Below are 20812 nucleotides of genomic sequence, written 5' to 3' on the forward strand. Positions count from 1 at the left end.
GGCACCCCTCTGACCGGTCGGCGGAGGATAATGTGCCCACCATGAGCAGCGACACGGAACGACTGGTGAAAGGCGTGGGTGCGCGGACCTCCGAGCGGGGTGCCGCCACGCGCGTCGCGCTCCTGTCCGCCGCGAGGGAGATCTTCGTCACGAGCGGTTTCGCCGAGACCGGGGTCACCGACGTGGTCGCCCGCGCGGGAGCGAGTGTCGGAAGTCTTTACCACCACTTCTCCGGCAAGGCCGACCTCTACCTCACCCTGTTCGAGGAGTTCCAGACCCGTCAGACCCAGCGGACCAAGCAGGCGGTCCAGGATTCCCGGGCCGACGGCGAGAGCGACCCGATGCGGCTGTTCATCGCGGGGGCCCGCGCCTACCTGGAGGGCTGCCTCGCCGAACGGGAGATCTCCGCGCTGTTCCTGCGCGGAGACGGGCCGCCCGGGTTCGAGCTGATCATGCGCGACCGGCTCCGGCAGTGGGCCAACCGCAACGCGGCCCTGTTCGAGGGCGACGAGGGGGCGCTGGTCGTGGTCCTCACCGGCGCGCTCGCCGCCGCGGTCTCCGAGGTCGCCCTGTCCGACGACGAGGACGCCTCCCGGGCCCTGGCCGAGGACGTGCTCACCATCATCGCCCAGATCCGCCGCCCCTGAAATCGCCCGGATCCGTCACCTCCGAGGATCGCCCGGATCCACGGTCTCCGAGGACCGCTCGGATCCGCCACCTCCGAGGAGCGCCCGGATCCACGGTTTCCGAGGACCGCTCGGATCCGCCACCTCTGAGGATCGCCCGGATCCGCGGCCCCTGAGGCCGGACCGCCCTCCCGAACGGATAGTGTCGGCAGTCGTGCAAAAGTTCACTCAGGGCTTCTACGGCTACGTGTTCGCGATGGCGGTCTGTCTGGGCGCCGTCGGCCTATTTCTGCTGGTCACGCCGCAGAGCAGGACCGAGCACATCCCCAGGGTCGACTACTCGATCGCCCTGGCCGACCTGCGCCGTACGGCGCCCTTCCAGGTGTGGGCCCCCGAGCCCGTCGCCGCCGGATGGGTCCCGAACAGCTCCCGGAACACGAACACCAACGGCGTCACGACCTGGCGGCTCGGTTTCGCCACGGCCAAGCGCTTCCACGCGATGCTCGCCCAGAGCAACGAGAAGCCCGCGGCCGGGTTCGCCAACCGGCTCTCCAACACCTCCACGGTCACCGGCACCGTCCAGATCGACGGCGTGACATGGGAGCAGCGCCTCCGCGAGGACAAGGACCAGCGCTCCCTCGTACGGTTCCTGCCGGACGTCACGATCGTCGTCACCGGCACCGCCCCGTGGGACGAGCTGTCGGCCCTGGCCGGATCCCTCAAGCAGCAGCCGAAGGTCACCTCCTGAGGTCCGCCGGCCGGGCCGCTGCCAGGCCGCTGCCGGACCGTTCAGGCTGCCGGGCCGCCGCCGGATCGTTCAGAAGGGGGCGTCTCCGGCCGGGTCGGGCTGCCGCCGCTGCGCCATGGCCGCCGCGAGCTTCACCCTGGCCCCCTGGAGCCACTCCTCGCAGACCGCGGCCAGCCTCTCGCCGCGCTCCCAGAGCTCGATCGACTGTTCCAGGGTGAGCCCGCCCGCCTCAAGACTGCGGACCACCTCGGTCAGCTCCTCGCGCGCCTGCTCGTACGACGGTGTCTTCTCATCGGCCACGCACCCCACCTTAGAACGTGCCCCGGGGATCTTCGGCCCGTGACATCCACCCGGCGCCTCGCCGTACCGTCCGCGTCCCGGCCGGAGGTGATCCGCGGGTGCCTCCCCGGTCGCTCCACCGTGGCGCGGGGCTGGGAGGATGCTCGGATGAGCGTTCGCGACGCGACCCCGGAGGACATCCCCGAGCTGGTGCGTCTCCGTGAGGTCCTGGCCGACCGGATGGCCCAGGACGGCAGCTATCCGGTCGAGGAGGAGTGGCAGGGGGCCTACGCGGAGAGCCTGGAGGAGCGGCTGGGCAGCTCCGACACGGCCGTCTACGTGGTGGACGCCCCCGGGCGGGGGCTGGCGGCGTGCGGGATCGGCCTCATCTTCGACCGCTTCCCCGGGCCCAGCCTTCCCGATGGCCGCTACGGCTACGTCCAGGGCATGGCCACCGACCCCCTCCACCGGCGCCGGGGACACGGCCGGGCCATCATGGGCGCCCTCCTGGACTGGTACCGCGACAGCGGGGTCCGCAGGGTCGACCTGCACGCCACCTCCGACGCCGAGCCCCTCTACCGGCAGCTCGGCTTCGTCGACGACGGCTATCCCTCGCTCACGTGGCGGCCTCGCTCCTGACCGTCACCCGGTCGTCGGGGAAGCGCACCGTCAGCTCGTCGCCGGGGGAGACCTCGCTCGCGAGGCGTACGACATCGCCCGAGGGGCGCTGCACGATCGCGTAGCCGCGCTCCAGCGTGGCGGCCGGGGACAGCGAGACCAGGCGGGCGCGCAGGTGCTCCAGCGAATCCTGGGCGCGGTCCAGGGAGGCGGTGAGGGAGCGTCTCGCCCGGTCCCTGAGCTGCTCGGCCTGCTCGGCCCTGCGCTCGACCTCGCGCACCGGGTCGGCGAGGGAGGGCCGGGAGCGGGCCGCCGCCAGCCAGGCCGTCTCGCGGTCGAGCCAGCCGCCCGCCACCCTGCGGCCCCGGTCGCGGAGCTGGCGGATCAGCGTCATCTGCTCGCCGACGTCCGGGACCACCTTCTTCGCCGCGTCCGTCGGCGTGGACGCGCGCACGTCGGCGACGAGGTCGAGCAGCGGGTTGTCCTGCTCGTGGCCGATCGCGCTGACCACGGGTGTGCGGCACGCCGCGACCGCCCGGACGAGGGCCTCGTCGGAGAAGGGCAGCAGGTCCTCCATCGACCCGCCGCCTCGCGCGACCACGATGACGTCGACCTCGCCGTCCGCGTCGAACTTGCGCAGCGCCTCGGTGACCTCGCCGACCGCGTACGGCCCCTGCACGGCCACCGGCTCGACCTTGAACCGCACGGCGGGCCAGCGGCGCCGCGAGTTCTCCAGCACGTCGCGCTCGGCGGCCGAGTCGCGACCGCAGATCAGCCCGACCGTGCCCGGCAGGAACGGCAGCCGCCGCTTCCTGTCGACACCGAAGAGCCCCTCGGACGCGAGCAACTGGCGCAGCCGTTCCAGCCGCGCCAGCAGCTCGCCGACCCCGACGGGCCGCAGTTCCAGCGCGGTGAACGCGAAGGAGCCCTTGTTGACCCAGAAGTCGGGCTTCAGATGGGCCACGATCCTGGCGCCGTCGACCGGCCTGGGGAGGGTCGCCTCGTACACGCCGCGCGGGCAGGTGACCCGCGCCGACACGTTGGCCACCGGGTCGCGCAGGGTGAGGAACACCGTGCCGCCGCGGGCGGTCAGCTCGGTGATCTGCCCCTCGACCCAGACGGTGCCGAGCTTGCCGATCCAGCCGCCGACCATCTGCAACACCGTGCGGACCGGGAGGGGCTGCTCAGGGGTGGTCTTCGAGCTCATGGCCGGGAGCCTACGCGCCGGGCGTGACTATTCCGCGGCCTCCAGCTTGGCCAGGCGGTTCTCGTACATCCGCACGACGGCCTCGCGGTTGCCGGTGGCCCGCTCGTAGGTGATCAGCTCCAGGATCTGCCCGGCCGTCCTGCCCCGCATCCGCGCCCGCAGGGACGCGACCGTCAGGTCCGCGTAACCGGGCAGCGGCTCGGTGAGCGCGGAGGCCGTCCCCGAGGAGGCGCCGGTCGCCGTGGCGGCCGTCACCTCGGAGAGCCCGGCCGCCTCGGGAGCCGCGGCCCTGGTCTCCGTCACCTCGACCACCGCGGCGTCCGAGCCCTCGGGCTTCGCGGTCTCGATCTTCGTCACCTCGACCTTCACCGCGGAGGGGGTCTCCAGCACGGCCTCCACGGGGGCGTTCGCCGTGCCGTTCGCCGCGGCGCTCGTCAGGGCGCCGCCCTCCTCGCTCCCGGCCGCGCTTTCGGTCACGTTCTCCGTGGTGGCGGCCTTGGTGGTCTTACGGGTCCTGGTCGCCCTGGGCTTCGGAGCGGGCTTGGCGGTCTCGGACGCGGCGGCTTCGGAGGTGGTGGTCTTGGACGCGGTGGTCTCGGGCGTGGTGGTCTCGGACTCCGCGGTCTTGGACTTCGCGGCCCTGGACTTCACCGTCTTGGAACCCGTGGCTTCGGAGGCCACGGTCTCGGAGGCCACGGTCTCGGGCGTGGAGGTCTCGGGTGTGGCGGTCCCGGCGGCCGGGGCCTTCCCGGCGGCCGGGGCCTTGGCCCGGGTGGCCCTGGGCTTCTTGGCGGGGGCCTCGGCGACCGCGCCCGCCTCTGCGGCCTGGGACTCCGCGGTCTGAGACTCGGCGGCCTGGGCCTCGGTGGCCTCGGGCTTCGCCGCCTCCGGCTTCGCGGCGGGAGCCTTGGCGCGGGTGGCCCTGGGCTTCCTGGCGGGGGTCTTGACCTCGGGAGCAGTGGCCTCCGCGGCCTCCTTGACGGCCTCCTCGGTCTCCTTGACCTCCGGGGCCTCGGTGGCCTTCGTGGAGTCAGTGGGTTCGGCGGCCGGGGCCTCCGCGACCTTGGCTTCCGTGACCTTGGCTTCGACGGCTTCGGCGGCTTCGGCGGTGGCCGGGGCCTTCTCGGTCTCCGTCTTCGGGGTGGAAGGGGCCTGCGTGGCCTTCGCCTTCGTGTCGGCCGGGGCCTCCGCGACGGCCGGGGTTTCGGTCTCCACGGCGCCGGAAGCCTTCACGGCCTTCGCCCCCGTCCCCGCCTCAGCCTCCGAGGCGGTGGGAGCTTCCACGTCGGCGGGAGCCTTCGCGGTGGTGGAGGTCTCAGCGGCGACGGCCTCGGCCTTGGTCTCGGCGGGCTTCGCCGTGGTGGTCTCGGACTCCGGAGCGGCGGGCGCCTCGGTGCTTCCGGCGGTGGCGGCCGGGGCGTCGACAGCCTCGGCGCTGGCCTCGGGAGCCTTCACCTCGGGAGTGGAGGGCGTCGCGGTGTCGGGCTTGGTGGGGCTGAAGATGACAGGGTCGGGAGTGGTCTTGGTCCCGTTGCTCTCGGCGGCGGGCCTGCTCGCGGCCTTCTCCGGGCGCGGCGCGAAGATGACGGGCTCGCGGCGGGTGGGCTGCCCCGCCTGGTCCGTGGCCTTCTCACCGGTCTCCGCGGGCGTGTCGCCGGCCTTCCCGAAGGGCGTGTCGGCCTCGCCCTGGCCGGAGCCGCCCCTGAACCTGGTCCGGACGCGGTCGCCGAGGAGCAGAGCCTGGCCGACCCCGCTCAGCGCGCTCTGCAACATGTGCAGCGGCAGGTCTTTTGCCTTTTGTGTGACATTGCGAATCATGTCGGGGACTGACATATCGTCTCCCTGGGAGGTCTGTATCGAGAAGGCTAGTGTGGCAAGACTTGTGCCGCATGAGCTCGTGGGACGTATGGGCTGTCTCGCGGACGTGTCCACGTAGCATAAGAGCATGACCTCAGACACCCCCGCGACCCGACGCGTACTAGTGGCGAAGCCCCGTGGTTACTGCGCCGGGGTCGATCGCGCGGTCCAGGCCGTGGAGAAGGCGCTGGAGCAGTACGGCGCCCCGATCTACGTCCGTAAGCAGATCGTCCACAACACCCATGTGGTCAAGACGCTGGAGCAACGCGGGGCGATCTTCGTCGAGGAGACCGAGGAGGTGCCCGAGGGCGCCATCGTCGTCTTCTCCGCCCACGGGGTCTCCCCGGCGGTCCACCAGGAGGCCGCCCTGCGCGGTCTCAGGACGATCGACGCCACCTGCCCCCTGGTGACCAAGGTGCACAACGAGGCCAAGCGCTTCGCCTCCCAGGACTACGACATCCTCCTCATCGGCCACGAGGGCCACGAGGAGGTCGAGGGCACCGCGGGCGAGGCGCCCGACCACGTCCAGCTCGTCGACGGCCTGCACTCGGTCGACACCGTGCGGGTCAAGGATCCCGAGCGGCTGGTCTGGTTGTCGCAGACCACGCTGTCGGTGGACGAGACGACCGAGACGGTCACCCGGCTCAAGGAACGCTTCCCCAATCTGATCGACCCCCCGAGCGACGACATCTGCTACGCCACCCAGAACCGCCAGGTCGCGGTCAAGGAGATCGCCGCGCAGGCCCAGCTGGTCATCGTCGTCGGCTCGGAGAACTCCTCCAACTCCAAGCGGCTGGTCGAGGTCGCCCTCGACCACGGGGCCGACGCCTCCTACCTGGTCGACGACGCCTCGCTCATCGACGACGCCTGGTTCGACGGCGTCACCACGGTCGGCGTGACGAGTGGCGCCTCTGTGCCCGAGGAGCTCGTCGCCGAGGTCCTGGCCCGCCTGGCGCGCAACGGCTTCGGGGACGTCGAGGAGATCGAGTCCGTCCACGAGAGCGTGCGCTTCGCGCTCCCGCACGAGCTGCGCAAGGACCTGCGCGCCACGGTCTGAGCCCGGCCACGCCGCCCCGAGACCGGGCGCCTCCCTCGGAAGGTCCCCTCCCCTGAGGGACCTCGTCATCAGGCGCCCTCTCGGGAGACCCCTACCCGAGGGACACCCGTCGTCAGGTGCCTCCCTCGGGAGACCCTCACCCGAGGGACCCCGTCATCACCCGTCATCAGACGCCTCCCCCAGCGGATCCCCCTCGAGAACCCATCCGTGGGCCCGGGGATCCCGTCACAGGTGAGATCCGGCCGCTACTGGCCCTCGCGCGGGGTGCCGTACACCTTGGGCTCGAAGTATCCCTCCGGCTCGGGGGCGAAGGCGGTGCCGTCGCCGTCGCCTCCGCTCCTCGGGCGGGGGACCGAGGCCTTGGTCGCCCTGAGCTCCTCGCGCAGCTCGCGGACGCAGCGGGTCAGGCCACGGCGCCAGGCGATGACCAGCACCAGGAACGAGCCGCCGAACAGCCACGGGGCTCCCTGCGACAGCGCCGTGTACATGCCCAGGCCGAAGGCCTGGACGGGGGTGGCCGCGAACAGGGAGCGGACCGCCTCGATGAACGTGGTGGTCACGAAGAAGACCAGGGGCGGGGACACCACCAGCGACAGCAGGTCCCGGCGGTTCACGAGCGCCGCGGCGGCCACGCAACCGGCCACGAACGCCGCCCCGGTCAGCGCCGCCACTCCCAGCAGCGCCTGCAGCACGCTGCCTGCCAGCGTGGACGCCAGTACGAAGGCCAGCGCGCCCCGGACGGTCAGCCGGATGCCCGCGGCCCGGTCAAGCTCACTCATGCGATCACCCCGCCGGCCGGCTGCACGCCGCCTCGCTCGTTCACCACTCGCCCCCTCGACCCATGCCTCGCGGGACCCCCGCGTCGTCGACCGCGCCGCTTCCAGTGTCCGGCCGTCGGAGCCTTCAGGGAACAGTTTCTAGGGCAGGTCGTTGGCCAACCTACCGTTCAAGCGGGATACGAGAGGTGAGCTTGGCTCCTCTTGCCCGAGTAGTTCCGGCGAGGTCAGGGCGCGGGGCAGGTCCTCGACCGCCTGCGGGGTCTCCAGGTCGGTCTCGACCAGCCCCAGATCGTTCAGCTTGCGGGCGCTCACCAGCACCCGGGTCTCCAGCGAGCCGACCGTCCTGTTGTACGACTCCACGGCCCGGCTCAGCGAGCGTCCCAGGGCGTCGACGTTGCGCCCCATGCTGCTCAGCCGCTCGTACAGCTCCTTGCCGACCTCGAAGATCGCCCGCGCGTTCTCGCCGAGCGCGGCCTGCTGCCAGGCGTACTGCGCGGTGCGGAGCATGGTGATCAGCGTGGTGGGGGTGGCGATGTGGACCCGGCGGCGCATGGCGTACTCCAGCAGGGCGGGGTCGCGTTCCAGCGCCGGGGCGAGGAACGCCTCGCCGGGGATGAACAGCACCATGAACTCCGGCGCCGGGCTGAACGCCTGCCAGTAGGGCTTGGAGGCGAGCCGGTCGACGTGGTCGCGTACGTGCCGGGCGTGGGCGTCGAGCCGGACCGACTGGTGGTCGGGGTCGGCCGACTCGGCGGCCTCCAGGTAGGCGGACAGCGACACCTTGGAGTCGACCACGATGTTCTTGCCGCCGGCCAGCCGCACGATCATGTCGGGACGCAGGACACCGTCCGGCGTGGTGACGCTCACCTGCTCGTCGAAGTCGCAGAACCGCTGCATCCCGGCGATCTCGGCGACCCTGCGGAGCTGGAGCTCCCCCCAACGGCCCCTGGCCTCGGGCCGCTGCAGGGCTCGTACCAGCGAGCTCGTCTGGGCGCGGAGCTGCTCGTTGCTCTCGCGGACGACGTCGATGTGCTTGGCCAGCTCGGCGTGGGCGGCCCGCTGGCCCGTCTGGGTGTCGCGCAGCTGCGTCTCGACGCGGGCCAGGGTGTCCTTGAGCGGCTCGATCAGGTGCTCGACGGCCTGCTTGCGCTGCTCCAGCTCACCGGCCGCCTCGGCCCGGTTGGCGGCGAGCCTCGTCTCCGCCAGCTCCAGGAACCGCAGGTTGTTGACGTCGAGGGCCCGGCTGGACAGGGCCTGGAACCGTTCGGAGAGCTGTCCCTCGATGTAGACGACCTTCTCCTCGGCGATCTTCGCGCGGGCCTCGGCGTCGGCCAGGCGCGCGACGACGTCGGCGGCTCCCGAGGAGGCGCGCGCCCGGCCCAGCAGGAACCCGATCGCGAGTCCCGCGGCGAGGCCCACCGCGAGCTGGAAGGAGAGCGCCATGACATCCACCCCGGCATGATCCCAGGCCCGTCCACTCCTGGCGCGCCGACACGCTCCCGAAGCCCCGCTCCTCGAAGCGGTCACGCTCCCGAAGCCCACGCTTTTCGAGGCGATCACGCTCCCGAAGCCCACGCTTTTCGAGGCGATCACGCTCCCGGAACCGACGCTCCTCGAGGCGGTCACGCTCCCGGAACCGGCGCCCCTGGAGCCGGCCCGCTCCCGGAACGGGCACGCTCCCGGACCGGAACCGGCCCCGTTCGCACCGCGCGACTCGTACCTGTGACCTGACCGTGGCGGGTAGCAGTGGGTCATTCCGCGTAAACTCGGCTCACGTGAGCCTGAGCATCGGCATCGTCGGATTGCCCAACGTCGGCAAGTCAACGCTTTTCAACGCGCTGACGAAGACCGCCAACGCCCTGGCGGCGAACTACCCGTTCGCCACCATCGAGCCCAACGTGGGCATCGTCGGCGTTCCCGACCCGCGTCTTGAGAAGCTGGCCGAGATCTTCGGATCCGCCAAGATCCTGCCGGCGAAGGTCGAGTTCGTCGACATCGCCGGTCTGGTCCGCGGCGCCTCGGAGGGACAGGGGCGAGGCAACCAGTTCCTCGCCAACATCCGTGACACCGACGCGATCTGCCAGGTCATCCGGGTCTTCGACGACCCCGACGTGACCCACGTGGACGGCGGCGTCGCCCCCGGGCGCGACATCGAGACGATCAACACCGAGCTGATCCTCGCCGACCTGCAGACGCTGGAGAAGGCGATCCCCCGCCTGCAGAAGGAGTCCAGGACCAACAAGGACCGCAAGGCCGCGCTCGACGCGGCGGAGGCGGCGTTCAAGCTCCTCGACGGCGGCACCACCCTGTACGCCGGGGCCAAGGGCGCGGGCATCGACCCGAAGGACCTGCGCGAGCTGCACCTGCTCACGGCGAAGCCGTTCCTGTACGTCTTCAACCTCGACGCCGACGAGCTGGTGGACGCCGACCTCCGGGCCAAGCTCTCGGCGCTCGTCGCACCGGCCGAGGCCGTCTTCCTCGACGCGAAGATCGAGTCGGAGCTCGTCGAGCTCGACGACGCCGAGGCGCTGGAGCTCCTGCAGTCCGTCGGCCAGGAGGAGTCGGGCCTGACCCAGCTGGCCAGGGTGGGCTTCGAGACCCTGGGGCTGCAGACCTACCTGACCGCCGGTCCCAAGGAGACCAGGGCCTGGACGATCCGCAAGGGCGCCACCGCCCCCGAGGCGGCCGGGGTCATCCACACCGACTTCCAGCGCGGCTTCATCAAGGCCGAGATCGTCTCCTTCGACGAGCTCGTGGAGGCCGGCTCCATCGCCTCCGCCCGCCAGGCGGGCAAGGCCCGCATCGAGGGCAAGGACTACGTCATGCGCGACGGCGACGTGGTGGAGTTCCGCTTCAACGTCTAGCGCGCCGACCACGAGCGGGGCCTTCCCGCCAGGTCGAGGATGGCGGCACCCCCGCCGATCCGAACGGCTCACCGGGACGGCGTCCCCGCGCCGAACTCCGTCGCGCCCGGTGGTTCGGCGGTGGTGATCGACGACTCGGGCCGCGTTCCTCCGCACCGCCGACGCGACGGCGGGCTGTGGGCGCTGCCCGGCGGAGTGATGGATCTGGGCGAGAGCATCGCCGACGCCGTGACCCGCGAAGTCCGCGAGGAGACCGGTGTGACCGTGGAGATCATCGGCCTGGTCGGCATCCACAGTGATCCGCGGCACGTGATCGCCTACAGCGACGGCGAGGTTCGCCGGCGGTTCAACGTCTGCCCGCGAGCCCGGCCGGTGTCCGGTACCGCTCACGCCACGGACGAGGCGAGCGAAGTGCGGTGGGTGTCTCCCGCGGAGCTTGATGCGCTCGACATGCACCCCACACAGCGGTTGCGCATCGGCCACGCTCTGGACGAGGCTCTCGACCAGCCGTTCCTCGGCTGAACACCGGACTGCGTTCCAGGACCGGATGTCTCGCTGGACTCCTGGGGTAGTGGGACGGCCACCCGTGGTTCCGGCTCGCCGCCCACGTCACGGTGGGCGGGACCCCTGGCGGGGCTCAGTCTGGCCGGGGGAAGAAAGTCCATTTCAAGGGGTTGTCACCCTGGGTGACGTATTTAGTGTTAAATGCGCAGGTCGCGACAGTCCGGGGGCCGTCCAGTTAGCAATGGGTGGCGTTTGAGTAATCAGCCCACGCGCTGGCCAGGGGTAATGCGCTTTTCGCGGGTCATCGGCGGCATCGGCGGCCTCGTCGGCGATCCAGACCCGGTTTGCTCAGTCATCGCGATGCCTGCAGCATAGGCGTGGCTTTCCTGGAAGAATCGGCTGGGCGGCTAGAGTAAGTGCGTCACCATGGCCAATGGGATCGGCGGCGATACGACCCCGTGCCGGTCAAGGATTGACGCGAGCGGAGGCGTGATGGCTCGAAGGTCGACGGTCCAGCGTGATCCCCGGATCGCTGGCGACCCTGAGCTGTCGGCATACCCGGACTTTCCCGACGATTCCGATCTCGATCGCGCTCCGGCGCGCGGCCGGGGCGGGTCACGCGGACGCTGGTCCGGTGGAGGCGGTCGCTGGCTGATCTGGACCGGCCGTGCCGTGCTCTGGGCGCTGATCATCGTCATCGTGGTGAACGGGGTCCGCGCGCCCTTCGAGCGCTTCACCCAGCAGAACACCCCCTCGGGCGCGGTGGCCGCGCCGGACGACGGCTTCCCCAGGGTCCAGGCCTCCGCCTTCGCGGCCCAGTTCGCCGGGGTCTATCTGAACTTCGACGGCGCCCGCCTCGCGGAGCGGGAGTCGAGACTCGCCCCCTACCTGCCCGAGGGCGCCGAGGCGCAGTTCGGCTGGGACGGTTTCGGCAACATGGTCGCTGGAGCGGTGCAACCGTACGGGATCGAGGTCGTCGACACCGACAACGCCGTCGTCACCGTCGCCTACCAGTCGGAGAACCGCCGCCAGCTCCTTTCGGTGCCCGTCTACCACGACCGGGCCTCGAAGAGGTTCGTCGTCGCCGGGCGTCCGGCCATCCTGCCCGCGCCGAGGGCGGCCGACCTGCCGCCCAAGGCCGCGCCCGAGCGCGACCGCGCCGCCGAGCAGGAGCTGCGCACCACGCTGGAGGACTTCTTCAGGGCGTACGCGGGCGACACCACCGCGCTGCAGCAGTATGCCGACGCCGGAGTCACGCTGCAGGGGTTCGGCGGCGCGTTCACCTTCCTGCAGCTCAAGGACCTCGCCGTCCCCGTCGCGGGGGGGACCGCCCGCGAGGTGACCGCGACGGTCACGTGGGGTGTGCCGTCGAAGGCGCCCCCGTCCGACGAGCCGGAGCCCGCCGACCCCGGCCAAACAGGAGGCAAGCTGGAACAGTCCTACTTGCTCACCATGGTCAAACAGGGCGATAAGTGGTTCGTCAAGGACATCCGCGGCGCATACCGATCTGTGGCGGGGTAGCGCATGATCGAATGGTGCCGGTCCACGGTGAGCAGACCCCCCTTGATCGATGAGTCGCCGGTCCGGGTTCCCGCGCCTACGCGCCGCGGGCCCGTCCCCACCCGGCGGGCACGATCGTGAGTACGGAGGACAAGAAGTGATTCTCAAGACAATGTTGCTGAGCGCGATAGAGCTCGCTCAGCCCACGGCTCCTCCGGCGGGTGTCAACACCGAGGGCCTCGCTGACTTCCTCCGCAGCTTCTTCGCACCGCTCTTCCTGGTCATCGTCTCGGTGGTGGCCCTCTTCTTCCTCTTCACCCGTGAGATCACGCGATTCGTCCAGTTCATCATCCTGGCGATCGCCATCGGAGTGATCTTCTACGTTCCGAACATCATCGAGGTGACTGCCAAGGCGATCGCGGGCGCGCTGGGCATCTCGGGGGGTTGAGACCGGCTTCGAACGGTCAAACAAGGAGAGGCGGAGAGGAGGATCACGTGGATCTGCCCACGTACACCAATATCTGGAGGATCGAGAAGCGGCTCTACAAGCTGTACGACCTACGGCTGCCGATGCCGCTCCCGATCGTCTGGATCGGTGGGTTCGTGGGAGTGCTGGCCCCGTGGTCGCTGCTGCTCTATCTTCTCGGCCTGCCCTTCGCCGCCCCCTGGCACGTCCTCTACCTGGTGCCGCCCGGTGTCGTCACCTGGCTCTCCACCCGGCCGGTGATCGAGAGCAAGAGGCTCACCGAGCTGCTCCAGTCGCAGGTCCGCTACGTGGGGGAGCCGCGCACCTGGTGCCGGATGGCCCCCCTCTCCGAGCCCGCCGAGGTCACGCTGAACGGCCGGATCTGGCGGGCCGCGCCGCAGCGCGCGACCGTGAAGGTCAAGGCGTCGCGCAAGGCCAGGCACGCCCAGTCCAAGCGCGCCGCCGCCCGTTCGCGCGAGGTGCGTCCCGCCGTGGCCGCCGCCGCGGCGGCCGCCGCCACTGCTCCGGTGGCCCGCGAGCGCGTCGCCTGGGCCGAGGTCCACGCGCCCCGCCAGGGCGCCGCCCCGGCTCTCGGCCAGGCCTCGGCCGTCGAGGCGTCTCGGGCCGTCGAGGCTCCCCGGGCCGTCGAGAGGCCCTCGGTCATCGTTCCCGTCGTTCCCGCCGTTCTCCCGATGCCCCCCGCGCCCTCTGTGTCTTCCGCGACCTCTCCGTCCTCCGTGCCTTCCGCGCCGCGCGCGCCCCGGCCCGTCGTGTCGTCCTTCTCGGTGCCCGCCGCGACCCCGGCCGCCGATCCCGCCGAGCCGGTGGCCGCCTCCGAGCTCGCCGCCTCCGAACCCGCCTCCGCCTTCGAGCCCGCCGCGCCCGCCGGATCCGTGTCCGGTACGCCGGTCGTGGGCACGGGCTCGCGACCCTCCGTCGAGCGCTCCGTCGAGCGCTCCGCCGGACGGTTCGAGGAGCGGGAGGACCACGCTCCGGCGGCCGGATCCGCCGCCGAGGGGCACGCGGGCGATTCGAGCGACGAGGCTCCGGCCGCGTCCGGCGCGACCGCGGCCCCTGCGGCCCCGGGCGCTCCCATCGGCACCGAGGCGCTGCGGCGCCTGCGCAGGCTCGCGGCCTCCGCCGAGGCCCAGCGCGCCGCCACCGCCCCGGCCGTGGCGGACACGCCCCCGGCACCGGCCGTGCCTCACGTGCCGTCCGTGTCTCCCGCGTCGACCGTGCCTCACGTGCCGTCCGTGCCGTCCGTGCCGTCCGTGCCGTCCGTGCCGTCCGTGCCGATCGTGCCGTCCGTGCCGGTGGCGCCCCCCACGGTGATCGCGCCCGCAGCGTCTTCCGAGGCTCCCGCGTCTTCTGAGTCTTCCGCGTCTTCTGAGTCTTCCGAGACCGCCGCCCCCGCCCCGAAGGCTCCCGCCAGGCAGCGGCCGGAGGCACCGGCCGTGCCGCCGCCCTCGGTTCCCGAGCCGCCCCGGGTGGAGCGGCCCCGGGTGGAAGCACCCTGGGTGGAGGCGCCCGCCGAGCGGCCGGCCGTCGTGCCCGACCCCGCCCAAAAGCCTGCGGCCCCGGACGTGCCGTCCTTCGTGCCGAGGTTCGTCGGACCGGCGCCGATCGGGCGCCGCACAGCGGAGGCGGCCGGGCTCCCACGGCAGGACGAGCTCCCACGGCAGGACGAACACGACGAGGAGAGCGCGCGGCGCCAGCACCGCAAGGGGCAGCCCGCGCCGATCGGGCGTTCGGCCGGCACGTCGCAGGCGTGGCCGCCGGAGAGGAACGCGGGCGAGCGGGGAGGGCCCGGCGCCCCCTCGGCACCCGGAGTCCAGGGAAGCGGCATGTCGATCCGCGCGGTCCCGTCGGGATCGGCCACGGCGGATCCGGTCACCCCCGCCGTACCGGTGACCGGTCCCTCGCGCGGTGAGGCCGAGACCAGGGTACGCCGGGTGGAGTCGGTGGTCGGCCGTGACTCCTCGGGCGGCTGGCGACGGCTCGCCCAGGTGGTGATCGGACCCGGCGGCGGTGGCCGTACGGACGGCTCGGAGATCGACGAGGCGCGGGCCAGGGCGGTGTTCAGCGGCAGCCGCCGGGTGGTGGTCCTGGGATGCACCGGCGGCGCCGGGCAGACCACGACCGCGCTCATGCTCGGCCACACCCTCGCCCGTTACCGGGAGGACCGGATTCTCGCGGTCGACGCCAGCACCGGCTCGCACGCCCTGTCCAGCCGGATCCAGGGCGAGTCGCCCGAGACACTGAGCTCCCTGCTCTCCGGGCTCGACAACGTCCAGGGATACCTCGGCATGCGCGCCTACACCAGCCGCTGCGCCTCGGGGCTGGAGGTCCTCGCCGGAGACAGCGACGCCGGTGCCGAGCAGCGCCTGTCCGACCGCACGCTCTTCTCCGACCGGCGGCTCGGCCAGACGATGGACATGCTCGACCGGCACTACAAGACGATCGTCGTGGACCCGGCGGCGGCCCTGGCCGCGCGGGTCCTCCCCTACGCCGACCAGCTCGTCCTCGTCGTCCCGGCCAGCGAGGACGGGCCGGACGCGGTGGCCATGACCTACGAGTGGCTCGACGGGCACGGCTGCGCCGACCTGCGCCACCGGGCGGTCATGGTCGTCAACGGGGTGAGCCGCCGCAGCATGGCCGACGTGGAGCAGGCGGAGGCGGTCGCGCGGGGCAGGTGCCGGGCGATCGTCCGGGTCCCCTGGGAGGACGCCCTCGCTCCCGGCAGGGCCGATCGGGTGGAACCGTCCCACCTGAGGGCACCGGGCCGCCGGGCGTACCTCGCCCTGGCCGGTGTCGTCGTGGCGGGCTTCGGAACGGTTCAGGCGGGTCGACCCAGCGAGGAGGAACTAGCCCAGTGATCCCCCGGGCGCGAGGAGATGTGGTGAGCGGGCGAGACGAGGTGCAGGTGGTGAGCGGGCAGGCCGGCGTCCGGGTGAGCGGGTTGGACCGGGCGTGGGTGAACGGGCCGTACGAAATCCGTACGAGCGGGTCGTACGAGGTCCGTACGAGCGGGCCGGACCGGGTCGATGCGGGTTGTTTCGAGAGGATCGGCGAGGTCCGGGCGGGTGGACGTCGTGGGATCCGGGCCGGCGAGGGGTCCGGAGGCCACGAGGGTCGCGCAGACCACAGGGGTCACGAAACCGCGCGAGCGGCGGGGGAGGGGCTGTGAGCCGCGCCTCCCGGACGCGCAGCCGCCTGGCCGTCCGATACTTCGACGATCGGATCCTGCTGACCGACTCGTCGGTCTGGGCCTACTTCAGGCTTCCCACCGTGAGCTACGAGTTCATCACTCCCGAGGAGCGGGAGGCGCTGGCCACCAACATCACGATCGCGCTGGCCGCCATCCGCATGCCCGACGCCGAGGTCCACCTCCGCGTCGCGCACCGCACCTACCCCGCCGCCGAGTGGGCGATGGCCCTGAACTCCACCTCCGACGAGGGGCCGGGCTGGCGCGACTACCTGGAGGACATGTACCGCCACGTCTGGGCCAAGGACTTCTGGACCAAGGAGGTCTACCTCGGCGTACGGCTCGGCACGCGCGGGCGGCAGCTGGGCACCGGGGTCCTCTCGCAGCTCTTCGGCTTCTACCAGCGCAGCGAGAAGGCCCTGGGCATCGAGGACGACCACGTCCCCAAGGCGGAGATCGCCAAGTGGTCCGAGCAGGCGGAGCGGCTGGGCAGGGCGCTGTCCGCCAGCGCGCTGTACGCCAGGCACGCCACCTCCGTCGAGCTCGCCTGGCTCTTCCAGCACGCCACGACCGGCTCCCTCGGCGACCCCCCGGCCTCGGCGAGCCCCAAGCGCCGGTGGGGGCAGGGGGAGATCGAGTCCCTCGTCGAGGGGCAGATCCACAACGGCAGGGCGCTGCTGCGCATCGAGCAGCCGCAGGGCGACTCCTACGTGGCGCACATGTCCTTCGCCCGCTTCCCCGACCTCATGCCCTTCCCCGACGGCGAGCCCTGGATGCACTTCGCCGACCAGCTGCCCTTCCCCGTGGAGATCAGTTCGAGGATGCGGCTGATCCCGCCGATCAAGGCGAGCAAGGACGTGGCGCGCAAGCTCGCCCACGCCCGCGACATGGACATCCACATCCGCGAGGCGGGCGCGGAGGCGCCGCTCGCCCTCGCCGAGCAGATCGACGCGGCCCGGATGCTGGAGCACGGCATCACCAAGGAGCGCCTGCCGTTCGTGTACGGCTGGCACCGCCTCATCGTGTCGGCCCCGACCGAGGAGATCTGCGTGCAGCGGGTCGAGGCGGTCGTGGAGCACTACCGCGACATGGGCATCGACATCGTCAACTCCACCGGCGACCAGTTCTCGCTGTTCTGCGAGACGCTGCCGGGGGAGCGGGTCCGGGTCAACGCCTACGCGCAGCGGCAGCCGCTGCGCACCATCGCGGGCGGCATGGCCACCGCCACCGTCGACCTGGGCGACCGGGTCGACGAGAGCGCCTCGGGCTGGATGGGCCCGTACGTCGGGGAGACCCTGGGCCGGGCCCGGAGCATTGTGCACTTCGACCCGCTGGTGGCGGCGACGCGCAACCGGCCGACGGCCATCGCCATCACCGGCGAGCCCGGCGGCGGCAAGACCACGCTGGCGCTGCTGATGATCTACCAGATGGCGCTGCGCGGGGTGACGGTCGCGGTCATCGACCCCAAGGGCGACGCCGACTCGCTGGTGCAGCTGCTGCGCAAGCGGGGCAGGAAGGCACGGATCATCCCGCTGGGCTCGGCGGCCCCCGGCCTGCTGGACCCGTTCTCGTTCGGCGACGACCTCGCGGCGAAGAAGACGATGGCCACCGAGACCCTGCGGCTGCTGCTGCCTCGCATGTCGGAGGAACGCGAGTCGGCGATGATCCAGGCGGTCGCGGCGGTGTCCAACGCCGAGGACCCGTCGCTGGGCAAGGTCGTCGACTACCTGGAGCGGACCGAGGACGCCGCCTCCAAGAACCTGGGCGCGGTGCTCCGCTCCATGTCGGACATGCATCTGGCCAGGCTCTGCTTCGACCCGTCGGGCGGCGACCAGATCGACACCGAGGGCTGGACCACGGTCTTCACCCTGGGCGGCCTCACGCTGCCCGACGCCTCCACCGGCCGCGACGACTACTCGTACGAGCAGAGGCTGTCGGTGGCGCTGCTCTACCTCGTCGCGCAGTTCGCGCGGGGTCTGATGAACGGCCTGGACCGGCGGACGCCGAAGGCGATCTTCCTGGACGAGGCGTGGGCGATCACCTCCACCCCCGAGGGCGCGAAGCTGGTGCCCGAGGTGAGCCGGATGGGCCGCTCCCGCAACACGGCGCTGGTCCTGGTCTCGCAGAACGCCGGGGACCTGCTGAGCGAGCAGGTGACCAACTGCCTGTCGTCGGTCTTCGCGTTCCGCTCCACGGAACGGGTCGAGGTGGAGCACGTGATGGCCCTGCTCGGGGTCGAGCCGTCGGAGGAGCACAAGGCGGTGCTGCGCTCGCTCGGCAACGGCGAATGCGTCTTCCGGGATCTGGACGGTCGCGCGGGCCGTATCGGGGTGGACCTGATCTCGGACGAGCTGCTGCGCTGGCTGGACACGAATCCGACCCACGACAAACCCGACGAGAAAGTGCATGATCTTCCTGGGGGCGACAGAGTCGGTAGGCCGGGGGCTGCGGCGCTGGAGGTGCGGTCATGAAAGGCTCCCGCAAGGGGCTTGAGGGCTCTCGTGAGAGACGGTCCTTCAAGGGCTTCGAGGGCTTCAAGGGACTCGTGAGTTTCAAGGGGCTCAGGGGCTTCGCAGGTTTCAAGGGACTTGAGGAGCCGAAGGGGCCTCGCGAGGCGGGAGGCCCTCGTAAGAGGGGTTCCCGCAGGGCGCGGCTGGGCAGGCGGGCCGCCATCGGGCTGGTGGCGCTGGTCGCCTTCCTCGCGCTGCCGCTGGCGTTCCCCGACGACACGTCCACGGCCGTCGCCGCGGCTCCCTGCGACATGTCACCCGACCTGTCTCCAGACATGGTCGCCGGAGGCGTCGACGGCCTGATCCAGCCGCCGCTCCCCGACTCCGCCCAGCCGGGAGCCCAGCCGGGAGCTCAGCCGGGCGCCCCGGCGGCGCAGGCCCCCGCGCAGGCCCCGGCGGTCCAGGGCAACTACGCGACGTACGGCATGAGCGGCCAGTTCTGGCACACCCACCTGCTCGGCTGCGACGACATCGCGGCGGTGATGGGCAACGCGATGGCCAACACGGTCTTCCTGTGGGCGAAGGCGCTCGACCGGCTGACCATCACGACCTACCAGGCGGCGGCCACCGAGGGCCCGCTGGAGTCGATCAAGAACGTCGTCGACGACATGGTGGTCCGGCTCGCCGACGCCATGTACTGGCCGTACCTGCGGCCGCTGGTGATCCTCGGCGCCATCTGGCTGGCCTGGTACGGGCTGATCCGCAAGCGCGCCACCACCACCGCCGAGGGCGTCATCTGGATGGTCCTCGCGGTCACCGTGGCGGTCTGGTTCTTCAGCCGTCCCGGCGACCTCACGGGGCTGGGCAAGGTCGTCACCGACAAGACCGGCGAGGTGGTCAACTCCGCCTTCTCCGGGCTGCCCGGCGCGGGCGGGACCTCCTGCCTGCCGGCCAAGGGCGACGCCAACCCGCAGGTCGAGGCCGGTGGGTACGGCCAGAGCGGCGTGCCCGGCGTCGAGCAGAACTCCGACGCCCTCTGGTCCACCCTGGTCTGCAAGCCGTGGCTGATGGGCCAGTTCGGCACGGCCGACGCCGACGCCCCCATCATCAAGGTGTTCGGCGCCAAACTGCTGGAGATCCAGACGATCGACGCGGCCGAGATGAAGGCCGAGCAGATGCCGGAGGCGAACTCCCACCAGGCACGATACGAGACGGAGATCGCCGACAAGCTGCAGAACACGCCGATGTTCCCCCTTTTCCAGGGCAAGGACTGGACGAGCCGCCTGGGGGTCGCGATCGGCGCCTTCATGGCCGCGGTGGTCGCGGGGCTGCTGATCTTCCTGGTGGCGGTCTCGCTGCTGGTCCTCAAGGTCGGGTTCCTGCTGTTGCTGATCCTCGCGCCGGTCTTCCTGCTGATCGGCGTCCATCCGGGGTCCGGGCGGATCATCGCCATGCGCTGGGTGGAGATGCTGATCGGCACCCTGCTCAGACAGGCCGTGCTCGCCCTCGTCCTCGGCGTGCTCGTGTACGGCTATGCCCTGATCATCTCCACGGCGATGCCGTGGGGCATGCAGGTCATGTTCATGGCGATCCTGACGATCGCGGTGTTCTTCTACCGGCGGCCGTTCCAGCACCTGTTCTCGTCCATGGACGGGCACACGCTCACCACCCGGATGCTCGGCGACGCGGCGACCGCGCCGACCCTGCAGCGGGCCGCGTCCGTGCTACCGCCGGTCGCGGCGGCGCGGGCGGGCCGGTGGGGCATGCGCAAGGCCGAGCCGATGCTGCAGGCGGCCGCGATGGCCGGCGGGGCCTCCGTCGGCGCCGCCGCGGCGGCGGTCGCCCAGGGCAGGGTCCGCGGCGAGGACGGCGGCGCCACGCCGACCACACCGTCGGGCAGCCGGGTCCCGGTCGGCGCGCAACCGGCGCCGCTCGACACCGACTCCCAGGCGACCGGTCGGCGCAGGGGCACCGGCAGGCCGGTCACGGCGGCCCGCCCCGGCGCGGCGCCGCCGCTCAACCTCTCCGGAGCCGGTACGGGAGGCGGCGCGCCCCCGACCAGGTCCGGAGGCTCCTCCGGGCGCGGCTCGGGAGGGTCCGGTTCCGCTTCGGGTGGCTCGGGTGGTTCGGGCGGCTGGTTCGGCGGCCGTTCCGGCGGCTGGGCCCCGCAGGGCGGCTCGGGGGGCCGGTCCTCCTCGGGCGGCGGGTCCTCCTCGGCGGGCAGGTCGTCCGGTTCCCCCTCGGTCAGGCCCTCGGCGCCCTCTCCGGGCAGGTCCTCGGGATCCTCGGGGTCCTCCGGCGGTGGCGGTCGCTCGGGCACGAGCATCTTCGGCGGCGGTGGCTCCTCCCGGGGCTCCTCGGGCTCCGGCTCCTCGCGGGGCGGCTCGGGCTCGGGATCGCGTAACGGCGGGTCCTCGCGGGGTTCCTCGGGTTCCGGCGGCTCCGGCGGCTCCGGTGGCTCGGGCGGTTCCGGCGGGAGCATCTTCGGCGGCGGCTCCTCGCGGGGCTCCGGCGGCTCTCGTAACCGGGACTCCGGGGGCAGGTCGTCCGAGGCGCCCCCGCTCTGGATCACCAGGCGGGCGGAGCGCGGCGGGGAGGCCGGTGAGCCGCCGCCGTTCTGGCTGCGCCCGTCCAACCGCGACAAGGACTGAC

Annotated in this window: 16 protein-coding genes; 11 read left to right on the forward strand and 5 right to left on the reverse strand. The window is 71.9% G+C overall.

Annotated elements, in window-relative coordinates; translation table 11 throughout:
• Positions 1–41: 41 nt before the first annotated feature.
• Entirely contained in the window at positions 42–647 is a 606-nt protein-coding gene (locus ABT053_RS25335; protein ID WP_350971907.1) for a TetR/AcrR family transcriptional regulator, read from the forward strand.
• A gap of 193 nt (positions 648–840) precedes the next feature.
• On the forward strand, positions 841–1374 hold the full coding sequence (locus ABT053_RS25340) for a DUF4245 domain-containing protein (RefSeq protein WP_350971909.1): 534 nt from the start codon (positions 841–843) through the stop codon (positions 1372–1374).
• A gap of 69 nt (positions 1375–1443) precedes the next feature.
• Here the strand turns inward: ABT053_RS25340 and ABT053_RS25345 are convergent, their stop codons facing one another.
• Positions 1444–1674: an exodeoxyribonuclease VII small subunit gene (locus ABT053_RS25345; RefSeq protein ID WP_350971911.1), complete on the reverse strand. Its 231-nt coding sequence runs from the start codon at positions 1672–1674 to the stop codon at positions 1444–1446.
• 147 nt (positions 1675–1821) lie between these two features.
• On the opposite strand from ABT053_RS25345, the gene ABT053_RS25350 reads away from it, so the two are divergent.
• Complete coding sequence (locus ABT053_RS25350; RefSeq protein WP_350971913.1) at positions 1822–2292, forward strand: GNAT family N-acetyltransferase; 471 nt, start codon at positions 1822–1824, stop codon at positions 2290–2292.
• On the opposite strand, the gene xseA is transcribed toward ABT053_RS25350, so the two are convergent.
• Together xseA and ABT053_RS25360 are read right to left on the reverse strand one after the other, a co-directional pair.
• Positions 2270–3478 carry an exodeoxyribonuclease VII large subunit gene (xseA, locus tag ABT053_RS25355; RefSeq protein WP_350971914.1) on the reverse strand — a complete coding sequence of 403 codons (1209 nt, stop codon included), beginning with the start codon at positions 3476–3478 and terminating at the stop codon, positions 2270–2272. The two genes, ABT053_RS25350 and xseA, sit on opposite strands and share 23 nt — an antisense overlap.
• A 27-nt stretch (positions 3479–3505) precedes the next feature.
• A complete protein-coding gene (locus tag ABT053_RS25360; RefSeq protein WP_350971917.1) occupies positions 3506–5296 on the reverse strand; it encodes a hypothetical protein in 1791 nt (596 codons plus the stop codon).
• A gap of 127 nt (positions 5297–5423) precedes the next feature.
• Here ABT053_RS25360 and ABT053_RS25365 point away from each other — a divergent pair, with 127 nt between their 5' ends.
• Positions 5424–6392 carry a 4-hydroxy-3-methylbut-2-enyl diphosphate reductase gene (locus ABT053_RS25365; RefSeq protein WP_350971919.1) on the forward strand — a complete coding sequence of 323 codons (969 nt, stop codon included), beginning with the start codon at positions 5424–5426 and terminating at the stop codon, positions 6390–6392.
• Between the two features lie 245 nt (positions 6393–6637).
• Here ABT053_RS25365 and ABT053_RS25370 read toward each other — a convergent pair whose 3' ends face one another.
• On the reverse strand, positions 6638–7171 hold the full coding sequence (locus tag ABT053_RS25370) for a DUF6542 domain-containing protein (protein ID WP_350971921.1): 534 nt from the start codon (positions 7169–7171) through the stop codon (positions 6638–6640).
• A gap of 138 nt (positions 7172–7309) precedes the next feature.
• Positions 7310–8614, reverse strand: coding sequence for a DNA recombination protein RmuC (locus ABT053_RS25375; RefSeq protein ID WP_350972167.1), 1305 nt, complete (start codon positions 8612–8614; stop codon positions 7310–7312).
• 332 nt (positions 8615–8946) lie between these two features.
• Here ABT053_RS25375 and ychF point away from each other — a divergent pair, with 332 nt between their 5' ends.
• From ychF to ABT053_RS25410, 7 genes are all read left to right on the forward strand, one after another.
• Positions 8947–10035, forward strand: coding sequence for a redox-regulated ATPase YchF (ychF, locus tag ABT053_RS25380; RefSeq protein ID WP_350971923.1), 1089 nt, complete (start codon positions 8947–8949; stop codon positions 10033–10035).
• 120 nt (positions 10036–10155) lie between these two features.
• Positions 10156–10557 (forward strand): NUDIX domain-containing protein, encoded by a 402-nt coding sequence (locus tag ABT053_RS25385; protein ID WP_350971925.1) that lies wholly within the window; start codon positions 10156–10158, stop codon positions 10555–10557.
• Positions 10558–11211: 654 nt separating this feature from the next.
• Complete coding sequence (locus tag ABT053_RS25390) at positions 11212–12060, forward strand: conjugal transfer protein (protein WP_350971927.1); 849 nt, start codon at positions 11212–11214, stop codon at positions 12058–12060.
• Between the two features lie 151 nt (positions 12061–12211).
• Positions 12212–12487 (forward strand): hypothetical protein, encoded by a 276-nt coding sequence (locus ABT053_RS25395; protein WP_329093688.1) that lies wholly within the window; start codon positions 12212–12214, stop codon positions 12485–12487.
• 47 nt (positions 12488–12534) lie between these two features.
• A complete protein-coding gene (locus ABT053_RS25400; protein ID WP_350971928.1) occupies positions 12535–15381 on the forward strand; it encodes a TcpE family conjugal transfer membrane protein in 2847 nt (948 codons plus the stop codon).
• Between the two features lie 307 nt (positions 15382–15688).
• Positions 15689–18181 carry an ATP-binding protein gene (locus tag ABT053_RS25405; protein ID WP_350971929.1) on the forward strand — a complete coding sequence of 831 codons (2493 nt, stop codon included), beginning with the start codon at positions 15689–15691 and terminating at the stop codon, positions 18179–18181.
• Positions 18178–20811, forward strand: a complete 2634-nt coding sequence (locus ABT053_RS25410; RefSeq protein WP_350971931.1) for a type IV secretion system protein — start codon at positions 18178–18180, stop codon at positions 20809–20811. Before ABT053_RS25405 ends, ABT053_RS25410 begins: the two co-directional genes overlap by 4 nt.
• Position 20812: the final 1 nt, after the last annotated feature.

The organism is Streptosporangium sp. NPDC002524 (genome assembly GCF_040295985.1).
GTDB lineage: Bacteria > Actinomycetota > Actinomycetes > Streptosporangiales > Streptosporangiaceae > Streptosporangium.

Coding starts and splice junctions, on each gene's coding strand:
- ABT053_RS25335 (WP_350971907.1), top strand. CDS start 42: ATGAGCAGCGACACGGAACGACTGGTGAAAGGCGTGGGTGCGCGGACC.
- ABT053_RS25350 (WP_350971913.1), top strand. CDS start 1,822: ATGAGCGTTCGCGACGCGACCCCGGAGGACATCCCCGAGCTGGTGCGT.
- xseA (WP_350971914.1), bottom strand. CDS start 3,478: ATGAGCTCGAAGACCACCCCTGAGCAGCCCCTCCCGGTCCGCACGGTG.
- ABT053_RS25360 (WP_350971917.1), bottom strand. CDS start 5,296: ATGATTCGCAATGTCACACAAAAGGCAAAAGACCTGCCGCTGCACATG.
- ABT053_RS25365 (WP_350971919.1), top strand. CDS start 5,424: ATGACCTCAGACACCCCCGCGACCCGACGCGTACTAGTGGCGAAGCCC.
- ABT053_RS25370 (WP_350971921.1), bottom strand. CDS start 7,171: ATGAGTGAGCTTGACCGGGCCGCGGGCATCCGGCTGACCGTCCGGGGC.
- ABT053_RS25375 (WP_350972167.1), bottom strand. CDS start 8,614: ATGGCGCTCTCCTTCCAGCTCGCGGTGGGCCTCGCCGCGGGACTCGCG.
- ABT053_RS25395 (WP_329093688.1), top strand. CDS start 12,212: ATGTTGCTGAGCGCGATAGAGCTCGCTCAGCCCACGGCTCCTCCGGCG.
- ABT053_RS25410 (WP_350971931.1), top strand. CDS start 18,178: ATGAAAGGCTCCCGCAAGGGGCTTGAGGGCTCTCGTGAGAGACGGTCC.